Source organism: Pseudomonas sp. HTZ2 (assembly GCF_033173945.1).
In the GTDB taxonomy this organism is placed as follows: Bacteria; Pseudomonadota; Gammaproteobacteria; order Pseudomonadales; family Pseudomonadaceae; genus Aquipseudomonas; species Aquipseudomonas guariconensis.
The window spans coordinates 4,225,196-4,249,480 of the sequence record NZ_CP137332.1 but is presented as its reverse complement, the minus strand read 5'-3'; the positions used below and the strand labels follow the sequence as shown (position 1 = coordinate 4,249,480).

The window sequence follows — 24,285 nt, the reverse complement described above, 5'->3', positions numbered from 1 at the left end:
GCTGCTTGTTCAGTCACTGGCACTCACAGCCCGGCCTACCTTGCCCAAAGACTTGCCCCGAGTCGCCAGGCAGTAGTACAGCGGGCAGGTCACCAGCAGGCCGAACAGCCATGACAGGTCCGCCCCTTCCACCAGGTTCGAGTACGGCCCGACATACAGGGACGTATTGGCGAACGGCAACTGGACCAGGATGCCGCAGGCATAGGCGACGATCGCATGATGGTTGAAGCGCCCGTAGATGCCACCGTCGGCGCAAAAGATCGATGCGATGTCGTATTCACCTTTCTTGATCAGGTAGAAATCGATCAGGTTGATCGACGCCCAGGGCACCAGCACCAGCAGCAGCGCCAGAATCAGGCCGATGAACTGACCGATGAAGTCCGCCGAGGCGTTGAGCGCGACCATCCCGCATGCCAGCAGGATCACCGAAGCCAGCACCACCCGCACCTTGACGCTGGGCGTCCATTGGGCGGCGAAAGTCTGGATGGCAGTGACGATCGACAGCACCGCGCCATACAGGTTGAGTGCGTTGTGGCTAATGATGTTGCACAGGAACAGCACCATCAGCACCGGGCCCAGCCAGCCGGTGGCTTGTTCCACCGCAGCCATGGCGTCGGTGCCTTCAGGCACGCACAGCACCGCCACGACACCGAAGCTAAAGCACAGGATGGTGCCCACGGTGGCGCCGAAGTAGGTCGCCCAGAAGGGCCGGGCGATGCCCACTTCACGCGGCAGGTAGCGTGAGTAGTCGGAGGTGTAGGGCGAGAAACTGATCTGCCAGATCACCCCCAGCGATACCGTGGCCACGAAACCTGAAAGGTTGAAGGCCCCGCGACTGAAGAAGTCCACCGGCAGCGCCTGGCTGAACATCATGACGAAGCCCGCCAGCAACGCCGAGCCCATGACCCAGGTACCGATGCGGTTGAGGGTGTGGATGAAGCGGTAGCCAATCACACCGATGGCTGTGGCACTCAAGGCGCCAATCACAATCGCGGTGGGCATCGGCACGCTCGGGGCGATGCCGTGGATCGACTTGCCTGCCAGCACGATATTGGAAATGAAGAAACCGACGTAGATCAACGCCGTGAAAAACACGATCAGCAACGCGCCGTAGCGGCCGAATTGGCCCCGGCTCTGGACCATCTGCGGAATGCCTAGCTGCGGTCCCTGCGCAGACGCCAAGGCGATGACCACACCGCCCAACAGATGACCCAGCACGATGGCGAACAGGCCCCACAGCAAGTTCAGGTGAAATACCTGGACGACCATGGCACCGGTGACGATGGGCAACGGCGCAATGTTGGTGCTGAACCAGAGGGTGAACAGGTCGCGCGCCTTCCCATGGCGTTCGGCAGGTGGGACGTAATCGACCGTATGGTTTTCGACAAACTGGTGCTGCGACGACGATTGGGACATGGTTTTCAGCTCGAAAGGGTCGTTTTTTATCTTTGTAGGAAACCGCTCAAGGCGGCCTCTCAGCTGCGCACCATATTATGGTATTCCAAGCTTTTGACAACACTGCGCTGCGCTTTTTCGGCGCATCTGCTCCGTATTGCGCCCCACCCCAATGCACTTAGTTTCCCAGCAACGCCAATGAATACGGGGCCTGTACCGTTCATCGCATGCGTCCGACAGGTGAAAATTCCACTTGCAATCCAGGTATTACGGTATACCATCAGACACATCAACGATAAAAATGCGGACCACCGCTGCCCTACCTCGAGGAACACGCCATGATCGACGCAACCGTCTACAAGAACGTCCTGGGCTCCTTCCCGTCCGGCGTCACGGTCATCACCACCCTGGACGACGACGGCTCGATCGTCGGCCTTACCGCCAGCGCTTTTTCGTCCCTGTCCATGGACCCGCCGCTGGTGCTGTTCTGCCCCAACTACAGCTCCGATTCCTACCCCGTACTGATCAAGCAGAAGCGCTTTGCCATTCACCTGCTCTCCGGCGAGCAGCAGGCCGAAGCCTATGCCTTCGCCAAGAAAGGCAAGGACAAGGCCGCCGGAATCGAGTGGCGCCTGAGCGAGCTGGGCAATCCGCTGCTGGCCAATGCCACGGCGATCATCGAGTGCGAGCTGTGGCGTGAATACGAAGGTGGCGACCACGCGATCATGGTCGGCAAGGTGCATAACCTCATCGTCCCTGAAGAGGCGCCACGGCCGATGGTCTACTGCCGCGGCAAGATGGCCAGCCTGCCAGCCTTCGCCTGAAGTCACCCTTTATATGACGGATGCCCAGGCATGCGTCGAGACACCTGACGCCTGCCCCGACAGGCGACACTTCCAAGCTTCGAGGAAAGCCCCATGAAATTTTCGTTGTTCGTGCACATGGAACGTTGGGATGAACAGGTCAGCCACCGCCAGCTGTTCGAAGACCTCACCGAACTGACCCTGATGGCCGAGCGCGGCGGTTTCAGCACCGTGTGGATCGGCGAACACCACGCCATGGAATACACCATCTCGCCAAGCCCGATGCCGCTGCTGGCCTACCTGGCCGCACGCACCGAGACCATTCGCCTGGGTGCCGGCACCATCATCGCGCCGTTCTGGAACCCCATCCGCGTGGCGGGCGAATGCGCGTTGCTCGATGTGATCAGCAATGGCCGCATGGAAGTGGGCCTGGCTCGCGGCGCCTATCAATTCGAATTCGACCGCATGGCCGGCGGCATGCCCGCCACCGACGGCGGCAAAGCCCTGCGCGAGATGGTCCCGGCCGTGCGCAAGCTGTGGGCAGGCGACTACGCCCACGACGGCGAGGTCTATAAGTTCCCCACCTCCACCAGCGTGCCCAAGCCGGTCCAGAAGGGCCAACCGCCAATGTGGATCGCCGCCCGCGACCCGGATTCGCACAACTTCGCGGTGAAGAACGGCTGCAACGTCATGGTCACCCCGCTAATGAAGGGTGACGAAGAAGTGCTGGACCTGAAGAACAAGTTCCAGACCGCCCTGGACAACAACCCCGACGTACTACGCCCACAACTGATGGTGCTGCGCCACACCCATGTGCACAGCCCATCTGACCCTGAGGGCTGGAAGATCGGCGCCCAGGCCATCTCACGCTTCTACCGCACCTTCGATGCCTGGTTCGGCAACAAGACCACTCCGGTCAACGGCTTCCTGGAGCCAAGCCCTGAATCGAAGTTTGCCGAAGTGCCGGCGTTCGAGCTGGAGAACATCCGCAAGAACACCATGATCGGCACACCTGAGCAAATCATCGCGCGCATCAAGTACTACCAGGAGCTGGGCGTCGATGAGTTCAGCTTCTGGTGCGACAACAGCTTGCCCCATGCCGAGAAGAAGAAGTCGCTCGAGCTGTTCATCAAGGAAGTGGTCCCGGCGTTCGCCTGATTCCCCGGCGGCGAGCGGCGAGCTGCAAGAAACAGCAGCGCGCGCGGCTTGGAGCTCGGAGCTTCCCGCTTGCCGCTCGATTCTGAAGAGAAATTCTACCGCCCTCTTGCACAACCAATATTATGGTATACCATCAGACAGCAAGAGCTGATAACCCTCACCAGGAGCCATCCATGAGTTTCGAAATCCGCAAGATCGTCACCTACTCCGAAGAGACCCGCATCGAAGGCGGCAAGGCCACCGACAAGCCGGTGACCATGGTCGGCCTGGCCGTGGTGATCAAGAACCCGTGGGCCGGTCGCGGTTTCGTCGAAGACCTCAAGCCCGAGATCCGCGCCAACTGCTCCGAGCTGGGCGCCCTGATGGTCGAGCGCCTGTGCGCAGCGATCGGCGGTGCCGACAAGATCGAGGCCTACGGCAAAGCTGCCGTGGTCGGTGCCGACGGTGAGATCGAGCACGCCTCCGCCGTCATCCATACCCTGCGCTTTGGCAACCATTACCGCGAAGCCGTGCAGGCCAAGAGCTACCTGAGCTTCACCAACAAGCGCGGCGGCCCAGGCACCTCGATCCAGATCCCGATGATGCAGAAGGACGATGAAGGTCTGCGCTCGCACTACATCACCCTGGAAATGCAGATCGAAGACGCCCCGCGTGCCGACGAGATCGTCGTGGTCCTGGGCGCGGCCGACGGGGGCCGGCTGCACCCGCGCATCGGCAATCGCTACATCGACCTGGAAGAACTGGCCGCCGAGAAGGCCAACGCTCAATAACAACAACCAGACGGGCCGGGGCGTTGCGTGCAAGCACTGCCGCCACGCCCGACCTTCAAGGAGCGCCCTCCATGATTCAGCCTGTTGCTGAACGTACACCCGCCGGGACCAGCTACCTGAGCCTCGGCCAGGGCCACCCCGTGGTGCTGATCCACGGCGTAGGCCTGAACAAGGAAATGTGGGGCGGCCAGTTCGTGGGCTTGGCCGGTGACTACCGTGTCATCGCCTACGACATGCTCGGCCACGGCCAGAGCCCGCGCCCCGACGCCGACACCGGCCTTGCCGGCTATGCCGCGCAACTGGCCGAACTGCTCGACCACCTGCAGATCCCGCAGGCCACGGTCATCGGTTTCTCCATGGGTGGCCTGGTCGCCCGCGCCTTCGCCCTGCACTACCCTGCACGCCTGACGGCGCTGGTGGTGCTCAACAGCGTGTTCAACCGCAGCCCCGAGCAGAGCGCCGGCGTCATCGCCCGCGCCGCCCAGGCCGCCGAACACGGCCCCGACGCCAATGCCGAAGCGGCGCTGGCGCGTTGGTTCAGCCGCGAATACCAGGCCGCCAATCCGGCCCAGGTCGCGGCCATTCGTCAGACCCTGGCCGGTAACGACCCGCAGGGCTATCTGACCACCTATAAATTGTTCGCCACCCAAGACATGTATCGCGCCGATGACCTGGGCAGCATCCAGGTACCGGCCCTGATCGCCACCGGCGAGCACGACCTGGGCTCGACCCCGGAGATGACCCGCCAGCTGGCAGCGCGTATCCCCGGTGCCCGCAGCGTGGTGCTGGCCGAGCAACGCCACATGATGCCGGTCGAAGCGCCTCGGGAGGTCAACAAGATGCTGCTGGACTTCCTGGCGCACGCCCGCACCCTCAACGAATCCGCCAAGGGGATTGTTGCATGACCCTCGTACGTTTCCAGATGTGCATCGACGGCCAATGGTGCGATGCACAGAGCGGCAAGACCTTCGACAGCCTCGACCCGGCCACCGCCAAGGCCTGGGCGCAACTGCCGGACGCCGATGAAGCCGATGTGGAGCTGGCCGTGCAGGCCGCCCAGCGCGCCTTCGAAAGCGCCGCATGGCGCGGCCTGACCGCGACCGCGCGGGGCAAACTGCTGCGCCGGCTGGGCGATCTGATCGCCGAGAACAAAGAGCACCTGGCCCAGCTGGAAAGCCGCGACAACGGCAAGCTGATCCGCGAGACCCGCGGCCAGGTCGGCTACCTGCCGGAGTTCTTCCACTACACCGCAGGGCTTGCCGACAAGCTCGAAGGCGGCACCCTGCCGCTGGACAAGCCTGACCTGTTCGCCTACACCGTGCACGAGCCGATCGGCGTAGTGGCCGGGATCATTCCCTGGAACAGCCCGCTGTACCTGACCGCCATCAAGCTCGCCCCTGCCCTGGCGGCCGGCAACACCATCGTGCTCAAGCCTTCCGAACACGCCTCGGCGACCATTCTGGAGCTGGCCCGCCTGGCCCACGAAGCCGGCTTCCCGGCAGGCGTGGTCAACGTGGTGACCGGTTTCGGCCCGAGCACCGGCGCAGCGCTCACCCGCCATCCGCTAGTGCGCAAGATCGCCTTTACCGGCGGCGCCGCCACCGCCCGCCATGTGGTACGCAGCAGCGCCGAGAACTTCGCCAAGTTGTCTCTGGAGCTGGGCGGCAAGTCGCCGAACATCATCTTCGCCGACGCCGACCTGGACAGTGCGATCAACGGCGCGGTGGCCGGCATCTATGCCGCCTCCGGCCAGAGCTGCGTGGCAGGTTCGCGCCTGCTGGTGCAGGACGAAATCTTCGATGAATTCGTCTCGCGCCTGGTCGAGCGCGCCAAGCGCATTCGTATCGGCAACCCGCAGGACGACGCCAGCGAAATGGGCCCGATGGCCACCGCCCAGCAATTGGCTGTGGTCGAAGGCCTGGTCGCCGCGGCCAAGGCCGAGGGTGCCAAGCTGCACCTGGGCGGCAAGCGCGCCGAGGTCGAGGGTGACGGCTGGTTCTACGAGCCGACCCTGTTCGAGTGCGACAGCAACTCGATGAAGATCATGCAGGAAGAAGTCTTCGGTCCCGTGGCGGCGGTGATCCGCTTCAAGACCGAAGAACAGGCCCTGGCGATCGCCAACGACTCACAGTTCGGCCTCGCCGCCGGTATCTGGACCCGCGACCTGGGCCGCGCCCACCGCCTGGCGCGCGACGTGCGCTCGGGGATCATCTGGGTCAACACCTACCGCGCGGTCTCGGCCATGGCGCCGATTGGTGGCTTCAAGAACAGCGGCTACGGCCGCGAGAGCGGCATCGACTCGGTGCTCGCCTATACCGAGCTGAAGACGGTGTGGATCAACCTCTCCACCGCGCCCATGCCCGACCCGTTCGTGATGCGTTAACGAGGTAGCACCAAGATGATCGAACCTGGCATCTACAAAGACGTGATGGGCTCCTTCCCGTCCGGCGTCACGGTGGTCACCACCCTGGACGCCGAAGGCGGCATCGTCGGCATCACCGCCAGCGCGTTCAGCGCGCTGTCGATCGACCCGGCGCTGGTGCTGTTCTGCCCCAACTACGCCTCCGACACCTACCCGATCCTGCGTGACAGCAAGCAATTCGCCATTCACTTGCTGTCCGCCGACCAGACCGCCGAGGCCTATGCCTTCGCCGGCAAGGGCAAGGACAAGGCCAACGGCATCGAGTGGCACCTGAGCGAGCTGGGCAACCCTCTGCTGGCCAAGGCCACGGCAATCATCGAATGTGAATTGTGGCGCGAGTACGACGGCGGTGACCACGCGATCATCGTCGGCCAGGTGAAGAACCTGGTGCTGCCGCCCGAACCGGTCACGCCGATGGTCTATCACAAGGGCAAGCTCGGCGCGCTGCCGCCGCTGGGTTGAGACCTGAACGGACGGCGTTGGTCTACCCGCGAAGAAACCAACGCCGTTCCCTGTTTCCGGGGGCCGCGCATCCTCCCCCTCACCTTCGGTTGCGGCCCCTTTTTTTCATGCAGGAGCACGGCAATGAGCAACGAGAAGTACGAGAAAGGCCTGAAGATCCGCACCCAAGTGCTGGGCGAGGACTATGTCAACCGCTCGATCCAGAACGCCGACGACTTCAGCAAGCCCTTGCAGGAGCTGGTCACCGAGTATTGCTGGGGCCACGTCTGGGGCCGCGACGGCTTGTCGCTCAAAGAGCGCAGCATGATAAACTTGGCCATGATTTCCGCGCTCAACCGGCCCCACGAGCTCAAGCTGCACATTCGCGGCGCCTTGCGAAATGGCCTGAGCCGTGAACAGATACGCGAGATCCTGCTCCAGGTCGGCATTTATTGCGGCGTGCCCGCGGCGGTGGACAGCTTCCGCCTGGCCCGCGAAGCGTTCGCCGAGGCCGATGCGGAGTCAACCCGTTAACAGCGGGCTGTTCGAACCACGCAAGGAGAGCGCCCCAGGTTCGTGGTGCTCTCAAGTTGTGGCCAGGCAGCCTCATTCAGAGCGCAATCGATGAAACGCCAGCCTCTCGACGACAGCTTCAAGGTCAACCGCAACCCCGTTACCCTGCGCGAAATCGTACTCGACAAACTGCGCGGGGCGATCATGAACTTCCACCTGCTGCCCGGCGATCGCCTGGTCGAGCGCGACCTGTGCGACCGCCTCGGTGTCAGCCGCACCTCGGTGCGTGAAGCCCTGCGCCACCTGGAATCCGAAGGCCTGGTGGAATTCGCCGATGCCAAGGGCCCACGGGTGGCGATCATCACGCTCGAAGACGCCCGCGACATCTATGAACTGCGCTGCGTGCTCGAAGGCCTGATCGTCCAGCTGTTCACCCTCAATGCCAAGGCCAAGGACATCCGCGCCCTGGAGCGCGCCCTGGAGGTCAACCGCGAAGCCCTCGAAGAAGGCGAGCTGCAACAGGTGCTCGAATCGGTGCAAGGCTTCTACGACGTGCTCCTGGAAGGCTCCGGCAACCAAGTCGCCGCCCAGCAGTTGCGCCAGTTGCAGGCACGCATCAGCTACCTGCGCGCCACCTCGGTGTCCCAGCAGAACCGTCGCGGCGCCAGCAACCGGGAAATGGAAAAGATCGTCGAGGCGATCAAGACCGGCAATCCCCAGCTCGCCCACCAGGCCTCGGTCGACCATGTGCGCGCCGCCGCCAAGGTGGCTCTGGATTACCTGCGCCAGAAGCAGGACGACAACGCCAAGGTCCGGGACATCGTCGAACCCCTGGCCCTCAAAGATCCTCGCATAGGCCGCTGATCATGCCCGCCGCCCCGCGCTACTGCCCGCACTGCACCACTGCGCTTGCCCGGGGCGTTCCCAGCGGCGACACCCACGAGCGCCTGCATTGCACCGGGTGCGGCTACGTCCACTACATCAACCCCAAGATCATCGCTGGATGCATCATCGAGCGTGACGGCAAGTACCTGTTGTGCCAGCGCGCGATCCCGCCACGCCCCGGCACCTGGACCTTGCCGGCAGGCTTCATGGAGGCCGGCGAAACCACCGAACAGGCGGCCCTGCGCGAGGTCTGGGAAGAAAGCGGCGTGCGCGGCGAGATCGTCTCGCCCTATTCGATCTTCAGCGTGCCCAAGATCAGCGAGGTGTACATCATCTTCCGCGCCATCGCCACGGAAGAGACCGGCCAGCACGGCCCCGAGACCCTCGCCTACCGCTTCTTCGAGCCCGACCAGATCCCCTGGGACGAGATCTACTACCCCGCCATCCGGCAGATTCTCGAGCGCTATATCCTCGAACGCCAGGCGGGGGTCTATGGCATCTACATGGGCAACGACGATACCGGCAAGGTGCATTTCATCCGCTGATCGACGCGCCCCGCGTCACAGCCGGCAGCTTCAGCGCATCTGCCCTGCAATCAGCCCCAGCGCAATCAGGATCATCACCAGCCCCGACACTCGCCCCACGACCTTGGCCGCCGCCGGCCGAGTGCGCAGCACGGCCTTGGCCCCGTAACCCACCATCAGGTACACCACCAGCGAACTGGCCAAGTGCACCAGGCCCAGCAGCAATATCTGCATCCACACCGGCCAGCTCGATGCCGGGTCGGTGAATTGCGGCAACAGCGCAACGAACAGCAAGAACACCTTGGGGTTCAGGCCGCTCACGCAAAACCCTTTCAGTGCCCAGCGCGATCCGCTCTCCTGGCTGTGCGATGCGCCCGCCTGTGGCACCGACGGACTCAGCAACAAGTTGGCGCCCAACCACAGCAGGTAGATGCAACCGGCCAACGTCAGCAACGACAGCGCCAGCGGATGCCCGGCGATCAAGCTGCCCACCCCCGCCGCAACGATCAAGGTCGCCGCAAAATGCCCCGACAACATCCCAGCCACCGCTGGCATCACCCAGCGTCCGCGCATGCCCGCCGAGATGGCATAGGCCCAGTCCGCGCCAGGGGTGATCACGAACAACATCGACACAGCCCAGAACGCCGTCAACACACTGATTGCCACGTTGAATCTTCCTTCACACTCGGTTGGGTGAAAAAAGAGTACGGATTTCAACGGGGGATTTTCTTTCGTATATTCCCGCCATCGCTCAAAAAAATGGAAGGTTCTCCCTCGTGGACAGAACAGATCGAAAGATTCTTGCCGAGCTACAAAAAGACGGTCGCCTTTCGGTGACCGAACTGGCCGATCGTGTAGGCCTGAGCCTCTCGCCCTGCCACCGTCGTCTCAAAGCCTTGGAAGAATCCGGCGCCATCCTGGGCTATCACGCACGCTTGGCGCCCAGCGCGCTGGGCCTGAACTTCGCCGCACTGGTGTTCGTCACCCTGCGCGAGGTCACCCGCCAACCGGTAGCGGATTTCGAGGCTGCGGTGGCAGCGATCCCACAGATCGTCGAAGCCCAGCGTCTGTTCGGCGACCCGGACTACCTGCTGCATGTGGTCGCTCGCGATCTGCCGGCGTTTCAGAAGCTGTACGACGAACAGCTCACCAGCATCCCCAATGTGCAGCGGCTGAGCTCCACCTTGGTCATGAAGGAAGTGCTGCAGGATCGGCAATTGCCCATGTAGGCCTCCTCAGAATTCGCGTACCTTGAACATCCGCTCGTCATAGACGAAATCGAGCACCTCGCGCACCCGGATGTGCGCCGCGGCCGGGTGCAGGGGGTTGACCACCAGGTTGCGTTCAAGCTGCAACACCACCGAGGGCACGACCAGACCCAAATGGCTGCGGGCCTGGAGCCAGCGCGTGCCATACGCCATGCTGGGGCTGTCGGCGGGCAGCGCATCCCAGCCGGGCGGCAGGTCCTGCGGCCCGGGCGCCAGGTACAGGGCGGGGTCGTCAGGCAGTTCGAAGCAGGTGATCTTCAAGGGAAACTGCGGACGCCCGGCGGCATGCACGAACGTCTCCAAGGTGCAGATCGCCGGTGATAGCCCCATGTACAGCGCAGGGACATCGACCTGGTTCCAACGGCCACCAACCAAGGCCGCTCCCTTGCCGCTCAGGTCATCGGCCCGGGAGGCCTTGGCCACACGCCAGGCCAGCATCAGACGACGCCGCCCCACTCCAGGGCCGCCAGCACCCGACGCACTTGCCGTGCACCGATCTCGGTCTGGCACAGCATCACCGGCGTCATGACGCCAAGGGCATCGTTGGGTCGGGACATCCAGGCCACAGCCTGTTCCTCACTCTCGAACACCGCCACGGCCTGGTGGGTGATCTCGGCGATCCGGTCCAGACGCTCGGATGCCACGGCATCGAGTGGCTGGTTGTCCCGCACACGGCGTTCAAGGGTCGAGATCGAGGCATTGAACAGTTCGGCCACTTGTTTTTCGGGCAAGCCGAACAAGCGCTTGACCTCCAGGTAGAGCTTGGCGGACAAGCCGTCGCGGATCTGCGCCAGGCGCTGTGCTTCGGTGCGTTGGTCATGAGTCTGTGTATAGCCCCAGAACACCCCGGCGGTTTCGCTGCCTGGCGTGGCCTTGCGTCCGCCTTCGATGGTGGCGTAACGCGCGCGGCGTGGCGTGGGCTTTTTGGTGGTCTCGATCATGGAAAGCCTCATTTGATGAGTCCCAAACGTCAAATGAAGGATACACCCCCTGCCCGGCCCTTGCATCGGCCGTTTGCTAACCGTTTGTCAGCCTTAGTTTTTTTAACGTTTGTAGGCACATATTTACTAATTTATCGATCCGCTCCCACCCCTCATGATCGCGCTTACAAGAACGCGTCGCCCTTTGCCGGCCCGCACCCGGGCACATTCCTGCGCCCCTCCCTGCCTTGGAGTCCGTCATGACCCGTGCAGCTACATCGGCCCCTCTCATAGAAAAACACACGATCGGATACGTGCCCCCGCAAGACCGCCATGGAAAGGTAAGGGATCTGTTCACCCTCTGGTTCGGGGGCAACATCGCCCCCCTGCCGATTGTCACCGGCGCCTTGGGCGTGCAGTTGTTCCACCTCAACCTGGTGTGGGGCATCGTCGCCATCCTGGTCGGCCATTTGGTCGGCGGCGTGTTGATGGCGCTGCACTCGGCCCAGGGCCCACAGATGGGCATCCCGCAGATGATCCAGAGCCGCGCCCAGTTCGGCTCGCTCGGCGCACTGTTGGTGGTGGTGATCGCCGGGGTCATGTACATCGGTTTCTTCGCCTCCAACATCGTGCTGGCCGGCAAGTCGCTGCATGGCGTGGTCGATACCGTGCCGGTCCCGGTGGGCATCGTCATCGGCGCGCTGGGTTCGGGCATCATCGGCATCATCGGCTATCGCTTCATCCATGTGCTAAACCGCATCGGCACCTGGGTGCTGGGCATCGGCATCGTGGTGGGCTTTGGCTACATCTTCAGCCACGTGCAAAGCGATGACTTCCTGACCCGCGGCAGCTTCAACATCTCCGGCTGGCTGGCCACCGTGTCGCTGGCAGCGCTGTGGCAGATCGCCTTCGCCCCGTATGTGTCGGACTACTCGCGCTACCTACCGGCCGACGTGAAGGTGTCCTCGACCTTCTGGACCACCTACCTGGGCTCGGCCCTGGGCTCGAGCCTGTCGTTCGTGTTCGGTGCGGTGGCGGTACTGGCGATCCCGGCGGGCATGGACACCATGGATGCCGTGAAGCTCGCCACCGGCGCCATCGGCCCACTGATGCTGGTGCTGTTCCTGCTCAGCGTGATCAGCCACAACGCCCTTAACCTGTATGGCGCGGTACTGTCGATCATCACCTTGGTACAGACCTTCGCCTATCGCTGGATCCCCACCGCCAAGAGCCGCGCGGTACTGTCGCTGGTCGTGCTGGCGGCATGCTGCGTGGTGGCGGTATTCGCCTCGGCGGACTTCATCGGCCACTTCGTCGACATGGTCCTGGTGCTGTTGGTGGTGTTGGTGCCCTGGACGGCGATCAACCTGATCGATTTCTACGTCATTCACAAAGGCGACTATGACATCCAGTCGATCTTCAAGGTCGACGGGGGCATCTACGGGCGCTACAACCCCCAGGCATTGATCGCCTACGCGGTGGGTATCGCAGTGCAGATCCCATTCATGAACACCCCGCTGTACGTAGGCCCGGTATCCGCCCACATCGATGGCGCCGACCTGTCGTGGCTGGTGGGCCTGCTGGTCACCTCGCCACTGTACTGGTGGCTGGCGACCCGGGACAGCGCCTACCGCCGCCGGCAAATGAGCGCCAAACTCGCCGCTGGCGTCTGAGCACTCAACGACACCTGACCCCAGAAGACCCGCCATGGCGGGTCTTCTGTTCTTCTTGATTTGCGACAACCCCTACAGCGACGCTTGATTCACCTGATGGTGACCAACGCAACCGATCGCCAGCATGCCCGCTCCTCGAACAAGGAGTTCCCCATGCAAAAACTTCCATTGGTCAAGTTCATCGCCCCTCGCATCAACCGCAAGCTCGTCACCACCGTCACCCTCCCGGTACTCGCCCTTGGCGGCCTGGCTGTGCTGTTCAATAGCGTGTTTTTCTACAACGAAGCGGGTCAGATGACCCATGTGCGCACGATCTTCGGCGAAGAGAAAGTGGTCGAGGACGTGGGCTACGCCACCAAGTGGTTCGGACGCAGCACGGTCTGGCGCCGCACCATCGGGGTCCAGTCCGCACTGCAAGCGGACATCCAGGAGGACAGGCGTAGCGGGCAGCCTTCGATCGTCCTGCCAAACCTGCCCATCGTGTTCCTGGGCAACGTCGATGCAAAGGCCGAGTTCAGCACGCAGTTTCGCCTGCCATCGGGCGAGGCCTTCCTCAAGATCGCCCAGGAATACCGAACGCCAGACAACTTCCTGCAACGCGCCTTGCTGCCCGCGGTCAAGGAAACCCTCCAGGCCACAGCCTCGTTGATGAGCGCAGACGATTACTACGCGGGTAACCGCAGCCACTTCGGCGCCGAATTCGAAAACCAGTTGCGCAATGGCCTGTACCTCACCAGCCGCAAGGAAGTGCGTATCAAGCGCGACGCCTTGCCGGCACAGACCGCCATCCTGCAGGCCGGTACCGACCAAGGCAGCTTCGGCGACAACACCGCCACCCGCTTCATCATCGAGAAGAAACTCGACAAGCACGGCCAGGAGCTACGCAAGCAGCAGCAATTTCGCCTGTATGGCGTAGAAGTCGTCGATGCGCGGGTCACCCACATCGACCCCAACCCTCAGTACCAGCAACGGATGGTCCGGGTGCAACAGGCCTTGGCGGAACTGGCGGTGGCCCGGCAGAACCGCCTCAAGGAAGAGGAAGAAAAGGAGCTGGTGTCCGCCCGGGGAGCCAAGGATGTCGAGGCCAAGCGTCAGGAAAGCCTGCGCCAGCAGATCGAACGCACGACCGAGGCCGAGACGGAAAAACAGCTCACACTGATCAACGCCGAGCGAGAAAAGCGGCGTGCCGAGATCGACAAACAGACAGCCGAACTGCTGCGCGACAAGGCCCGGGTCAATGCCGAGGCCACCAAGATCACCGCCGACGCCGAAGCCTACGCCCGTGAGGCGTCCCTGAAGGCTGACGGTGCCTTGCAGAACAAGCTCGATGCGCTGGTGCAGATCAACAAGGCCTGGGCCGATGCCGCCGCCAGAGCCCCGGTGCCCAATGTGATGATGGGCGGCACGGAAGCGGGCATCGGTCGCCAGGATGAAATGAACAAACTCATGAGTGTACTGGCCACCAAGGCGGCCAAGGACCTCGCAATCGATCTCAAGACGCCCTGAGCCCTGCACTCATTGCGCCTTGTAGTTTCAGGGCGCAATGCCCTCGACGATGATCACCTCGGCCGTCGCCACTCCCTGCCGATGCCGGCAAGCCTCCTGGTATGCCTCGGACCGGTAGCACGCCACCGCCTGTTCGTATGAATCGAACTCGATCACCACGCTACGCTGTGGCGTGGGCCGTCCTTCCATCGCCTCGCTGCGCCCGCCACGGGCCAGCAGGCGCCCACCGAACGCGGCGAAGGCCGCGGGGGCGCGCTGGGTGTAGTGCTGGTACTGCTCAGGATCGGTGACATTCACGTGGGCAATCCAGTAGGCCTTCATCCATCGCTCTCCTGTGAACGGTTATTTGTGTATGATGGTATACCATAAAAATCACCCTACCACAGCGAGTGTGCAGTATGGCTTTCAACAGCATCGAAGAACTCCTCGAGGACTACCGCCAGGGCAAGATGGTCCTGCTGGTGGACGACGAGGACCGTGAAAACGAAGGCGACCTGCTGATCGCCGCCGAGCGCTGTGACGCCCAGGCCATCAACTTCATGGCCCGCGAGGCACGCGGGCTGATCTGCCTGACCCTGACCGACGAGCACTGCCAGCGTCTGGGCCTGGAGCAGATGGTGCCGGCCAACGGCAGTGTGTTCAGCACAGCGTTCACCGTCTCTATCGAAGCCGCCACCGGCGTCACCACAGGCATCTCGGCCGCCGACCGAGCCCGTACCGTCGCCGCCGCCATGGCGCCCGACGCACGTCCTGAGGACCTCGTCCAACCAGGGCATATCTTCCCCTTGCGCGCCCGCGAAGGCGGCGTGCTGACCCGCGCCGGGCACACCGAAGCCGGCTGCGACCTGGCGCGCCTGGCCGGATTCACCCCCGCCTCGGTGATCGTCGAAGTGCTCAACGACGACGGCACCATGGCGCGCCGCCCGGACCTGGAAGTGTTCGCCGAACGCCACGGCATCAAGATCGGCACCATCGCCGACCTGATCCACTACCGGCTGAGCAACGAGCAGACCATCAAACGCATCGGCGAGCGCGAACTGCCCACCGTGCACGGTACCTTCCGCCTGGTGACCTACGAAGATCGCATCGACGGTGGCGTGCACATGGCCATGGTGATGGGTGATATCCGTCGAGAACAGCCGACCCTGGTACGGGTGCATGTCATCGACCCCTTACGCGACCTGGTCGGCGCCGAATACGCAGGGCCCGCCAACTGGACTTTGTGGGCAGCCTTGCAAAAGGTCGCCACCGAAGGCACGGGCGTGGTGGTGATCCTGGCCAACCACGAGTCCTCCCAGGCCCTGCTCGAACGCGTGCCGCAGCTGACCCAGCCGATCAAGCCATTCCAACGAGGCCAGTCGAAGGTCTACTCCGAAGTGGGCACTGGCGCCCAGATTCTCCAGGACTTGGGCGTGGGCAAACTGCGACACCTGGGGCCACCGCTCAAATACGCAGGCCTGGCCGGATACGAGCTGGAGGTGGTGCAGAGCATTCCCTTCGAGCCCGCCGAGTTCAACTGAGCCGACACCCGTGACAGCCACCGTCCTGCTCTGCGGTGTGCTTCGCGGGTAAACACACAACCCACCGCTTGAGAACGCCACGCCGTCCCCTGGAGGACGGCGTGGCGTTTCGCTGAGTGGGGCCGGCGTTTTTAGTGATGGCCGGTCGCCTTCGACCTCTTGCGAAAAGTTTGGAATACCATAATATGATATCCCGTAGACCTTAGATTTCCGGCCGCACCTACACTTCAAACAACGGCCACGCGACATCGTTGGAAAGCTGCTCCCCGAATACATGGCGGGCGACAGGAAGCCCGCTCAAATAACAAAAGCAATGAGGGCGTTAACCATGCTGTTGAGCAAACGAGTCACCGCAGTGCTGTCCGCCAGCCTGCTCTCCCTGGCCTGCCAAGCCACCCTGGCTGCTGACAGCATGAGCTTCGTCAGCTGGGGCGGCACCACCCAGGACGCCCAGAAACAGGCATGGGCCGAACCCTTCAGCGAAAGCAGCAAGATCAAGGTCGTGCAGGACGGCCCCACCGACTACGGCAAGCTCAAGGCCATGGTCGAGAGCGGCAACGTGCAGTGGGACGTGGTCGATGTCGAAGCCGATTTCGCCCTGCGCGCCGCCAGCGAAGGCTTGCTTGAGCCTTTGGACTTCACCACGATCCAGCGCGACCGCATCGACCCGCGATTCGTTTCCGACCATGGCGTCGGCTCGTTCTTCTTCTCCTTCGTGCTCGGCTACAACGAAGGCAAGCTCGGCGCCAACAAGCCGGTGGACTGGTCGGCCCTGTTCGACACCAAGACCTACCCCGGCAAGCGCGCCCTGTACAAATGGCCGAGCCCCGGTGTCTTGGAGCTGGCCCTGCTGGCCGACGGCGTACCGGCGGACAAACTCTACCCCCTGGACCTGGACCGCGCCTTCAAGAAGCTCGACACCATCAAGAAAGACATCGTCTGGTGGGGCGGCGGCGCCCAGTCCCAGCAACTGCTTGCCTCCGGTGAAGCCTCGCTCGGGCAGTTCTGGAACGGTCGGGTCTACGCCTTGCAGCAGGACGGTGCGCCGGTGGGCGTGAGCTGGAAGCAGAACCTGGTCATGGCCGATTTCCTGGTCATTCCCAAGGGCGCCAAGAACAAGGACGCGGCCATGAAGTTCTTGGCCAACGCCAGCAGCGCCAAGGGGCAAGCGGACTTTGCCAATCTCACCGCCTACGCCCCGGTCAACCTCGACAGCATCGCCCAGCTCAAGCCGGAGCTGGCACCGAACCTGCCGACTGCCTATGCCCAGGACCAGGTGACCCTGGACTTCGCCTACTGGGCGAAGAACGGCCAGGCCATCGCGGCCCGCTGGAATGAGTGGCTGGTCAAATGAAAGTCGCCATCAACGCCTTGCACAACGCCCAAGGTGCCCCTAGCGGCACCGGCGCCCCGGGAGCGGCCGTGCGCCGCCCTCCCCTGAGCCAGCGCTGGCGGGGCAGCCGCAATCTGCTGCCGGCGCTGCTTTTCCTGGGCCTGTTCTTCTTCGCCCCGCTGATTGGCCTGTTGCTGCGCGGGGTGTTGGAGCCCGTACCGGGGCTAGGCAACTATGAGCAGTTGTTCGCCAATTCGGCTTATGCGCGGGTGCTGTTCAACACCTTCTCTGTGGCGGGCTTGGTGACCCTGATCAGCGTGCTGCTGGGCTTCCCGCTGGCTTGGGCGATCACCCTGGTGCCGCGCGGCTGGGGCCGCTGGCTGCTGAACATCGTACTGTTGTCGATGTGGACCAGCCTGCTGGCCCGCACCTACTCCTGGCTGGTGCTGCTGCAGGCCTCGGGGGTGATCAACAAGGTGTTGATGGCGCTGGGCATCATCGATGCGCCGCTGGAGATGGTGCACAACCTCACAGGCGTGGTGATCGGCATGAGCTACATCATGATTCCGTTCATCGTGCTGCCGCTGCAGGCGACCATGCAGGCCATCGACCCGATGGTCCTGCAGGCCGGCTCGATCTGCGGCGCGAGCCCTTGGACCAACTTCTGGAAGGTGTTCATCCCACTGTGCCGCTCGGGGCTGTTCTCCGGCGCGCTGATGGTGTTCGTCATGTCGCTCGGTTACTACGTGACCCCCGCCCTGCTCGGCGGCGCACAGAACATGATGCTGCCCGAATTCATCGTCCAGCAGGTGCAATCGTTCCTCAACTGGGGCCTGGCCAGCGCCGCCGCCGCGTTGCTGGTACTGATCACCCTGGTGCTCTTCTACTTCTACCTGAAGCTGCAGCCGGAATCCCCGGTCGGCAACGCGAGGTAAACCGCCATGCTCCTGACTCCCAATGCCATGGGCCGGCCGCTGCGCACGGGCCTGTACCTGACCACCGGGGTGATCGCGGCCTTCCTGCTGCTGCCGATCCTGTTCATCGTGCTGCTGTCGTTCGGCTCGTCCCAGTGGCTGGTGTTCCCCCCACCCGGCTGGACCTTGAAGTGGTACGGCCAGTTCTTCTCCAACCCCGAGTGGATGGACGCTGCCCTGGCCAGCCTCAAGGTGGCCGTGCTCACCACGATCTGCGCCGTACTGCTGGGCCTGCCCACGGCCTTTGCCCTGGTACGCGGACGCTTCCCAGGCCGCGAGCTGCTGTATGGCCTGTTCACCCTGCCGATGATCGTGCCGCTGGTGATCATCGCCGTGGCGGTGTACGCGCTGTTCCTCAAGCTCGGCTACACCGGCACGCTGTTCTCCTTCGTGGTCAGCCACGTCATCGTCGCGCTGCCCTTCACCATCATCTCGATCATCAACTCGCTCAAGCTGTTCGACCAGTCGATCGAGGACGCCGCGGTGATCTGCGGCGCCTCGCGCTTGCAGGCGATCTTCAAGGTGACCTTCCCGGCGATCCGTCCAGGGATGATCGCCGGTGGCCTGTTCGCCTTTTTGGTCTCTTGGGACGAGGTGGTGCTCAGCGTGATGATGGCCAGCCCAACCCTGCAGACCCTGCCCGTGAAGATGTGGACCACCCTGCGCCAGGACCTGACCCCAGTGATCGCCGTCGCCTCGACGCTGCTGATCGGCCTGTCGGTCCTGGTCATGGTCATCGCCGCCGCCCTGCGCCGGCGCAACGAAGTCAGCGCCTGAGCGCCCGGAGACAACAACAATGAGTGCAGTGATGAAAGATGCCGCGCCCGCCAAGACCCTGGTCAGCCTGCGCAACCTGAACAAGCACTACGGCGACTTCGCCGCGGTGGACAACATCAACCTGGAGATCCAGGACGGCGAGTTCCTGACCTTCCTCGGCTCCAGCGGCTCGGGCAAGTCCACCACCCTGTCCATGCTGGCAGGCTTCGAGACCCCCAGCAGTGGCGAAATCCTGGTGGACGGCCAATCGCTGGTGAAAGTGCCGCCGCACAAGCGTGACATCGGCATGGTGTTCCAGCGCTACTCGCTGTTCCCGCACCTGTCGGTGCGCGACAACATCGCCTTCCCCCTGGCGATCCGCAAGCAGAGCGCCGCCGAGACCGCCAAGCGGGTCGACGCCATGCTCAAGCTGGTGCAGCTGGAAAAGTTCGCCCACCGCCGCCCCGCCCAGCTCTCCGGTGGTCAGCAGCAACGCGTGGCCATTGCCCGGGCGCTGGTGTACGAGCCGCGCATCCTGCTGATGGACGAGCCCCTTGGCGCGCTGGACAAGAAGCTGCGCGAAGACCTGCAGGACGAACTGCGCCAGTTGCACCGCCGCCTGGGGATCACCATCGTCTACGTGACCCACGACCAGGAAGAAGCCATGCGCCTGTCCCAGCGCATCGCGATCTTCAGCCACGGCAAGATCGTCGGCCTGGGCACGGGTTATGACCTGTACCAGAACCCGCCGAATGCCTTCGTAGCATCGTTTTTGGGCAATTCCAACTTCCTGCGGGTCAAGGCCAGCAGCCATGGCGCGGCCGCGTTCGAAGGGCAGTCCTTGGCGATCCGCCTGACCACGGGCCTTAATGCCGGGCAGGATGCGCTGATCATGGTGCGCCCGGAAAAAGCCCTGGCCTTGAGCGCCGAGCAGGCAGCCCGCGAGCCATTGCCCGCCGGCTGGAACGAAGTGACCGCCAAGGTAGGGGAAGTGTTGTTCCTCGGCGAGAGCCAGACCTGCCATGTGGTGACTGTCGGCGGCACCGAAATGACCGTCAAGGCGCTGTCGGCAGCCGGCATGCCGATGCAGCCCGGAGATACCGTGAAGGTCCGCTGGGCAGTGGCTGATGCCTGCATCTACACCGAATGGGCCGAGAGTGACCTGAGCAAAGCTGCCGGAGCGCATTGAGCAGGGTCTGGCGCAGAGCGTACTGGCCCTTTCATGGCTAAACCCGCTCCCACAGGCTCTGCGGTGCTCTCAATGACACCGCTGTCCCTGTGGGAGCGGGTTTACCCGCGAACGCAACAACGCTGAACATCAAGGCTCACACAGGCAGCTGATATCGCTCGGCGAAGTACTGCCGGAAGAACTCCACCGCCACCCGCACCTTGGCCGACCCGGCCAGGGGCGTGGTGTACACCGCCCAGATGTCCGCCGCCTGCTGGTAGTCCTCCAGCACCTGAACCAGTCGCCCGTCGGCAAGGTTGTCGTGCACATCCCACCATGAGCGCAACAGGATGCCCCGCCCATCCAGGCACCATTGGTGCGCCACCTCGCCATGGTTGCTGGACAACGGGCCGGTCACCCGCACGCTTTGCTCGCCGCCTGGTCCCTCCAGGTGCCATACACCAAACGGGTGGTCACGCTCCTTGATCACCAGGCAGTCATGGCTGGCCAGATCCGCCAGGCTTTTGGGCGTGCCCCTGCGCGCCAGGTAGCCAGGTGCCGCGCACAGCACCCGACGGTTGCGCGCCAGGAGCTTGGCGATCAGGTTCGGCGCAATGACGTTGCCCACGCGAATGTCCAGGTCCACCCCCTCGGCAATCAGGTCGATCAGGCGGTCATGCACATCCAGGCGGATATCCAGCTTCGGGTAGCGCGCCGCCAGCTCCGACAGCGCAGGCGCCACGAAGCGTCGGCCCAGCCCCAGGCTGCTGGCGATACGCAACTGCCCGGCCGGTTCGCGCTGGCCAGCGTTGAGGTCATCGTCCATGCGTTGCAGGGATTCGAAGATCTGCAGCGCCCACTGGTACACCCGCTCGCCCTCCTCGCTCACCGTCACCCGCCGGGTGGTGCGGTGCAGCAGCCGCACACCGAGATTCTCCTCAAGCAGACGAATACGCTTGCTGACAAAGGCAGCCGACATGCCGCGCTCGTCGGCCACGGCGGCGAAGCTGGCGCGGCGCGCCACCTGCAGGAAGATATCCAGGTCGTCAAGGTTAGGCAGATTATTCACGATTCGTGCACCAAGAATTGATGATTCACCAGATTATCTCCGGTTAGCGTCCTTATAGCATGGCCAGCATCCGTTACCCAGAACAGCGAGTGCGCCCCCATGAGCAAGACTTTCAAAATCGCCGCCATCCCCGGTGACGGCATCGGCAACGAAGTCCTCCCCGAAGGCATCCGCGTGGTCGAAGCCGCCGCGCGCAAACATGGCCTGAACCTTGAGATCGAATTCTTCGAGTGGGCCAGCTGTGACTACTACCTGGCTCACGGCAAGATGATGCCCGACGACTGGTTCGAACAGCTCAAGGGCTTCGACGCCCTGTACTTCGGTGCGGTCGGCTGGCCAGACAAAGTCCCGGACCACATTTCCCTGTGGGGCTCGCTGCTCAAGTTCCGCCGCGACTTCGACCAGTACGTGAACATCCGTCCGGTTCGCCTGTTCCCTGGCGTGCCCTGCCCGCTGGCCAACAAGCAACCGGGTGACATCGACTTCGTGGTGATTCGCGAAAACACCGAAGGCGAATACTCCTCCCTGGGCGGTCGCATGTTCGAGAACACCGAGAACGAGTTCGTCCTGCAGGAGTCGGTGTTCACCCGCCGTGGTGTGGACCGCATCCTCAAGTACGCGTTCGACGTGGCCCAGACCCGCGAGCGCAAGCACGTCACCTCCGCGACCAAGTCCAACGGCATGGCCGTGAGCATGCCTTACTGGGACGAGCGCACCGCCGCCATGGCAGCCAACTACCCAGAGATCAGCTGGGACAAACAGCACATCGACATCCTCTGCGCCCGCTTCGTGCTGCAGCCGGAACGCTTCGACGTGGTGGTGGCGTCCAACCTGTTCGGCGACATCCTCTCGGATCTGGGCCCGGCCTGCGCGGGCACCATCGGTATCGCACCGTCGGCCAACCTCAACCCAGAGCGCAAGTTCCCATCGCTGTTCGAACCGGTACACGGCTCGGCGCCGGACATCTACGGCAAGAACATCGCCAACCCGATCGCCATGATCTGGTCCGGCGCGCTGATGCTCGAATTCCTCGGCAAGGACAGTGAAGACGCCCGCTACCAGGCCGCCCACGACGACATCCTCAAGGCCATCGAGACGGTCATCGCCAACGGCGATACCACCCGCGACATGGGCGGGAACCGCTCGACCCAGGAAGTCGGCAAGGCCATCGCAGAACTGCTGGGGGCCTGATTCGGCGGCGTCCATTAGCAAATTAACCCGCTCGCCAGGCCCCGCGACCCTGGAGGAGCGGGTTTACCCGCGAAATAGACGCCACCAACCATCAGATTGTCTGACGATCCTATTGCAGTTTTGCCCCATTTCAATGCACACTTCGTTAACCAAAAGATATGCGTAAACTTTAGGTTAACAGTCGAGGAAAAAAGCTCTATCTGACATGGACTTCCCAAGCGCTTAGCATTCCAAACGCTCCAGGAGACAATTGATGTCCCACAACAATAAAAAGATTGATGTGTTCCTGATTACCGTGAGCCTGATCGCTGTACTGCTCACTGTCATCGGCCTTGCTGCCTACCCCGCCCAAGCGGAAAGCATGGCCAACCACCTGTTCGAACTGTCCACCCGTACCTTCGGCACCAGCGTCCAGGTGCTGGTGTTCGGCAGCTCCCTGGCCGTTCTGTACCTTGCCTTCAGCAAGTACGGCAACATCCGCCTGGGCGCTGGCAAACCTGAATACTCCACCGCGACCTGGGTCTTCATGTTCATCTGCGCCGGCATGGGTTCCTCGACCCTGTACTGGGGCGTGATGGAATGGGCCTACTACTACCAGACCCCCGGTCTTAACATCGCCCCGATGTCGGCCCAAGCTCTGGAGTACAGCGTCAGCTACTCGTTCTTCCACTGGGGTATCAGCGCCTGGTCGATCTACGCCCTGGCCTCGCTGGCCATGGCCTACCACTTCCACGTGCGCAAGAAGAGCGGCTTGAACCTGGCCTCGATCATCGAAGCGGTGACCGGCTTCAAGGCCACCGGCCCTGTGGGACGCACCGTCGACCTGATCTTCCTGCTGACCATGATGGGCGCGCTGACCGTTTCCCTGGCCTTGACCGCCTCGACCCTGACCCGCGGCCTGTCGGACCTAGCCGGCACTCCCAACACCTTCACCGTGCAATTGATGGTGATCGGTGCGGTAGCGCTGCTGTTCTCGCTCAGCTCCTACATCGGCATCGACGGTGGCCTGCAGCGCCTGTCGAAGATGGTGTGCATCGGCGCCTTGTTGTTCGCCGTGGTCGTGCTGCTGGTCGGTCCGACCCAGTTCACCGTCAACAACACTGCCAACGCCATCGGCCTGATGATCCAGCACTACGTGCACATGAGCCTGTTCACCGACCCTGCCGGTGACGGCGCCTTCACCCGCAACTGGACCGTGTTCTATTGGTTGTGGTGGGTGTCCTACGCCCCAGGCGTTGCCATGTTCGTCGCCCGTGTCTCGCGCGGCCGTCAGATCAAGGAAGTGGTGTTCGCCCTGCTGCTGGGCGGCAGCTTCGGTTGCTGGTTCTTCTTCGGCGCCCTGGAAAGCTACAGCATGCACCAGTTCATCAACGGCCAGATCGACGTGCCAAAGCTGTTGAGCAGCGTCGGTGGCGAAGCCGCAGTGACCGACCTGTTGCTGGCCCTGCCATGGGGCACCCTGTTCCTGGCGGTGTACCTGTTCATCATGGCGGTGTTCTGCGCCTCGCACATGGATGCAGCGGCCTACGCCGTGGCCGCCACCAGCACCCGCAACCTGCGCGAAGGCGAGGACCCGACCCCGACCCTGCGTCTGTTCTGGTGCATCGTGCTGACCCTGGTGCCGCTGGCCATGCTGTTCGCCAAGGCCTCGCTGTCGACCATGAAGACCGCTGTGGTCCTCACCGCGATCCCCTTCATGGTGATCCTGCTGGTGAAGATCTACGGCTTCTTCAAATGGCTCGCCGCCGACTACGGCCAGGTTCCGGCCTACCGTATCGAGGAAGAAGCCGCACGCCTTGCCGGCGAAGAGCCGGAGCACCAGGTACCGCGCAGCGCCGCTGCCCTGCATTGATCGTATGACCCAGGGCATCGCCAGTCTCCTGTAGGCGCTGGCGAAGCCTGCGATGGCTGCACCGCAGCCCTAAAGCGTCCGGCCAAATTTTTTTGCCCGACCTGTTAACCAGTAGATACGCGTTAACCAATAAGTAAAAACCGA

General features: G+C 63.2%; 25 protein-coding genes. 19 read left to right on the top strand and 6 right to left on the bottom strand.

Annotated features, from left to right (window positions below):
* Positions 1 to 9 precede the first annotated feature (9 nt).
* Positions 10 to 1,416: a purine-cytosine permease family protein gene (locus R6G97_RS19675; RefSeq protein ID WP_043212722.1), complete on the bottom strand. Its 1,407-nt coding sequence runs from the start codon at positions 1,414 to 1,416 to the stop codon at positions 10 to 12.
* 317 nt (positions 1,417 to 1,733) lie between these two features.
* Between R6G97_RS19675 and R6G97_RS19670 the strand changes: the two genes are divergently transcribed.
* The 9 genes from R6G97_RS19670 (at position 1,734) to R6G97_RS19630 (ending at position 8,932) form a co-directional block, all read left to right on the top strand.
* Positions 1,734 to 2,219 (top strand): flavin reductase family protein, encoded by a 486-nt coding sequence (locus R6G97_RS19670; protein ID WP_070094061.1) that lies wholly within the window; start codon positions 1,734 to 1,736, stop codon positions 2,217 to 2,219.
* A gap of 93 nt (positions 2,220 to 2,312) precedes the next feature.
* Positions 2,313 to 3,356, top strand: coding sequence for an LLM class flavin-dependent oxidoreductase (locus R6G97_RS19665; RefSeq protein WP_182941000.1), 1,044 nt, complete (start codon positions 2,313 to 2,315; stop codon positions 3,354 to 3,356).
* A gap of 173 nt (positions 3,357 to 3,529) precedes the next feature.
* Positions 3,530 to 4,126 (top strand): amino acid synthesis family protein, encoded by a 597-nt coding sequence (locus R6G97_RS19660; RefSeq protein ID WP_043212716.1) that lies wholly within the window; start codon positions 3,530 to 3,532, stop codon positions 4,124 to 4,126.
* 71 nt (positions 4,127 to 4,197) lie between these two features.
* Positions 4,198 to 5,031 (top strand): alpha/beta fold hydrolase, encoded by an 834-nt coding sequence (locus R6G97_RS19655; protein ID WP_043212713.1) that lies wholly within the window; start codon positions 4,198 to 4,200, stop codon positions 5,029 to 5,031.
* A complete protein-coding gene (locus R6G97_RS19650; RefSeq protein ID WP_043212712.1) occupies positions 5,028 to 6,509 on the top strand; it encodes an aldehyde dehydrogenase in 1,482 nt (493 codons plus the stop codon). Before R6G97_RS19655 ends, R6G97_RS19650 begins: the two co-directional genes overlap by 4 nt.
* A gap of 15 nt (positions 6,510 to 6,524) precedes the next feature.
* Positions 6,525 to 7,010: a flavin reductase family protein gene (locus tag R6G97_RS19645; RefSeq protein WP_043212710.1), complete on the top strand. Its 486-nt coding sequence runs from the start codon at positions 6,525 to 6,527 to the stop codon at positions 7,008 to 7,010.
* Positions 7,011 to 7,133: 123 nt separating this feature from the next.
* Entirely contained in the window at positions 7,134 to 7,523 is a 390-nt protein-coding gene (locus tag R6G97_RS19640) for a carboxymuconolactone decarboxylase family protein (protein WP_043212708.1), read from the top strand.
* A 90-nt stretch (positions 7,524 to 7,613) separates the two neighbouring features.
* Positions 7,614 to 8,366: a GntR family transcriptional regulator gene (locus tag R6G97_RS19635; protein WP_043212706.1), complete on the top strand. Its 753-nt coding sequence runs from the start codon at positions 7,614 to 7,616 to the stop codon at positions 8,364 to 8,366.
* Positions 8,367 to 8,368: 2 nt separating this feature from the next.
* On the top strand, positions 8,369 to 8,932 hold the full coding sequence (locus R6G97_RS19630) for an NUDIX hydrolase (RefSeq protein WP_043212704.1): 564 nt from the start codon (positions 8,369 to 8,371) through the stop codon (positions 8,930 to 8,932).
* A gap of 30 nt (positions 8,933 to 8,962) precedes the next feature.
* Here the strand turns inward: R6G97_RS19630 and R6G97_RS19625 are convergent, their stop codons facing one another.
* Complete coding sequence (locus tag R6G97_RS19625; protein WP_090342185.1) at positions 8,963 to 9,577, bottom strand: LysE family translocator; 615 nt, start codon at positions 9,575 to 9,577, stop codon at positions 8,963 to 8,965.
* 110 nt (positions 9,578 to 9,687) lie between these two features.
* On the opposite strand from R6G97_RS19625, the gene R6G97_RS19620 reads away from it, so the two are divergent.
* Positions 9,688 to 10,140 (top strand): Lrp/AsnC family transcriptional regulator, encoded by a 453-nt coding sequence (locus R6G97_RS19620; protein ID WP_070575303.1) that lies wholly within the window; start codon positions 9,688 to 9,690, stop codon positions 10,138 to 10,140.
* 6 nt (positions 10,141 to 10,146) lie between these two features.
* Here the strand turns inward: R6G97_RS19620 and R6G97_RS19615 are convergent, their stop codons facing one another.
* Positions 10,147 to 10,617, bottom strand: a complete 471-nt coding sequence (locus R6G97_RS19615) for an RES family NAD+ phosphorylase (RefSeq protein WP_043212697.1) — start codon at positions 10,615 to 10,617, stop codon at positions 10,147 to 10,149.
* Positions 10,617 to 11,120 (bottom strand): type II RES/Xre toxin-antitoxin system antitoxin, encoded by a 504-nt coding sequence (parS, locus tag R6G97_RS19610; RefSeq protein ID WP_102082319.1) that lies wholly within the window; start codon positions 11,118 to 11,120, stop codon positions 10,617 to 10,619. The genes R6G97_RS19615 and parS overlap by 1 nt, the downstream gene beginning before the upstream one ends.
* Positions 11,121 to 11,359: 239 nt before the next feature.
* Here parS and R6G97_RS19605 point away from each other — a divergent pair, with 239 nt between their 5' ends.
* Positions 11,360 to 12,772 carry a purine-cytosine permease family protein gene (locus R6G97_RS19605; protein WP_043212695.1) on the top strand — a complete coding sequence of 471 codons (1,413 nt, stop codon included), beginning with the start codon at positions 11,360 to 11,362 and terminating at the stop codon, positions 12,770 to 12,772.
* A 153-nt stretch (positions 12,773 to 12,925) separates the two neighbouring features.
* The gene (locus tag R6G97_RS19600) at positions 12,926 to 14,278 is read left to right on the top strand and encodes an SPFH domain-containing protein (RefSeq protein WP_043212747.1); all 1,353 of its coding nucleotides are present in this window, start codon (positions 12,926 to 12,928) and stop codon (positions 14,276 to 14,278) included.
* Between the two features lie 27 nt (positions 14,279 to 14,305).
* On the opposite strand, the gene R6G97_RS19595 is transcribed toward R6G97_RS19600, so the two are convergent.
* A complete protein-coding gene (locus R6G97_RS19595; RefSeq protein ID WP_043212693.1) occupies positions 14,306 to 14,599 on the bottom strand; it encodes a DUF1330 domain-containing protein in 294 nt (97 codons plus the stop codon).
* 77 nt (positions 14,600 to 14,676) lie between these two features.
* On the opposite strand from R6G97_RS19595, the gene ribBA reads away from it, so the two are divergent.
* From ribBA to R6G97_RS19570, 5 genes are all read left to right on the top strand, one after another.
* Positions 14,677 to 15,798 carry a bifunctional 3,4-dihydroxy-2-butanone-4-phosphate synthase/GTP cyclohydrolase II gene (gene ribBA / locus R6G97_RS19590; RefSeq protein WP_070575289.1) on the top strand — a complete coding sequence of 374 codons (1,122 nt, stop codon included), beginning with the start codon at positions 14,677 to 14,679 and terminating at the stop codon, positions 15,796 to 15,798.
* Positions 15,799 to 16,126: 328 nt separating this feature from the next.
* A complete protein-coding gene (locus R6G97_RS19585) occupies positions 16,127 to 17,152 on the top strand; it encodes a polyamine ABC transporter substrate-binding protein (protein ID WP_070575286.1) in 1,026 nt (341 codons plus the stop codon).
* Entirely contained in the window at positions 17,149 to 18,066 is a 918-nt protein-coding gene (locus R6G97_RS19580; RefSeq protein WP_043212687.1) for an ABC transporter permease, read from the top strand. The genes R6G97_RS19585 and R6G97_RS19580 overlap by 4 nt, the downstream gene beginning before the upstream one ends.
* A 6-nt stretch (positions 18,067 to 18,072) precedes the next feature.
* Entirely contained in the window at positions 18,073 to 18,882 is an 810-nt protein-coding gene (locus tag R6G97_RS19575; RefSeq protein WP_043212685.1) for an ABC transporter permease, read from the top strand.
* Positions 18,883 to 18,901: 19 nt separating this feature from the next.
* Positions 18,902 to 20,050 (top strand): ABC transporter ATP-binding protein, encoded by a 1,149-nt coding sequence (locus R6G97_RS19570; RefSeq protein WP_070575279.1) that lies wholly within the window; start codon positions 18,902 to 18,904, stop codon positions 20,048 to 20,050.
* A gap of 136 nt (positions 20,051 to 20,186) precedes the next feature.
* Here R6G97_RS19570 and R6G97_RS19565 read toward each other — a convergent pair whose 3' ends face one another.
* Complete coding sequence (locus R6G97_RS19565) at positions 20,187 to 21,098, bottom strand: LysR substrate-binding domain-containing protein (protein ID WP_043212682.1); 912 nt, start codon at positions 21,096 to 21,098, stop codon at positions 20,187 to 20,189.
* 99 nt (positions 21,099 to 21,197) lie between these two features.
* Between R6G97_RS19565 and R6G97_RS19560 the strand changes: the two genes are divergently transcribed.
* Positions 21,198 to 22,289 (top strand): tartrate dehydrogenase, encoded by a 1,092-nt coding sequence (locus R6G97_RS19560; RefSeq protein WP_043212680.1) that lies wholly within the window; start codon positions 21,198 to 21,200, stop codon positions 22,287 to 22,289.
* A gap of 253 nt (positions 22,290 to 22,542) precedes the next feature.
* Positions 22,543 to 24,141, top strand: coding sequence for a BCCT family transporter (locus R6G97_RS19555; RefSeq protein ID WP_043212678.1), 1,599 nt, complete (start codon positions 22,543 to 22,545; stop codon positions 24,139 to 24,141).
* The last annotated feature ends 144 nt before the right edge of the window (positions 24,142 to 24,285 follow it).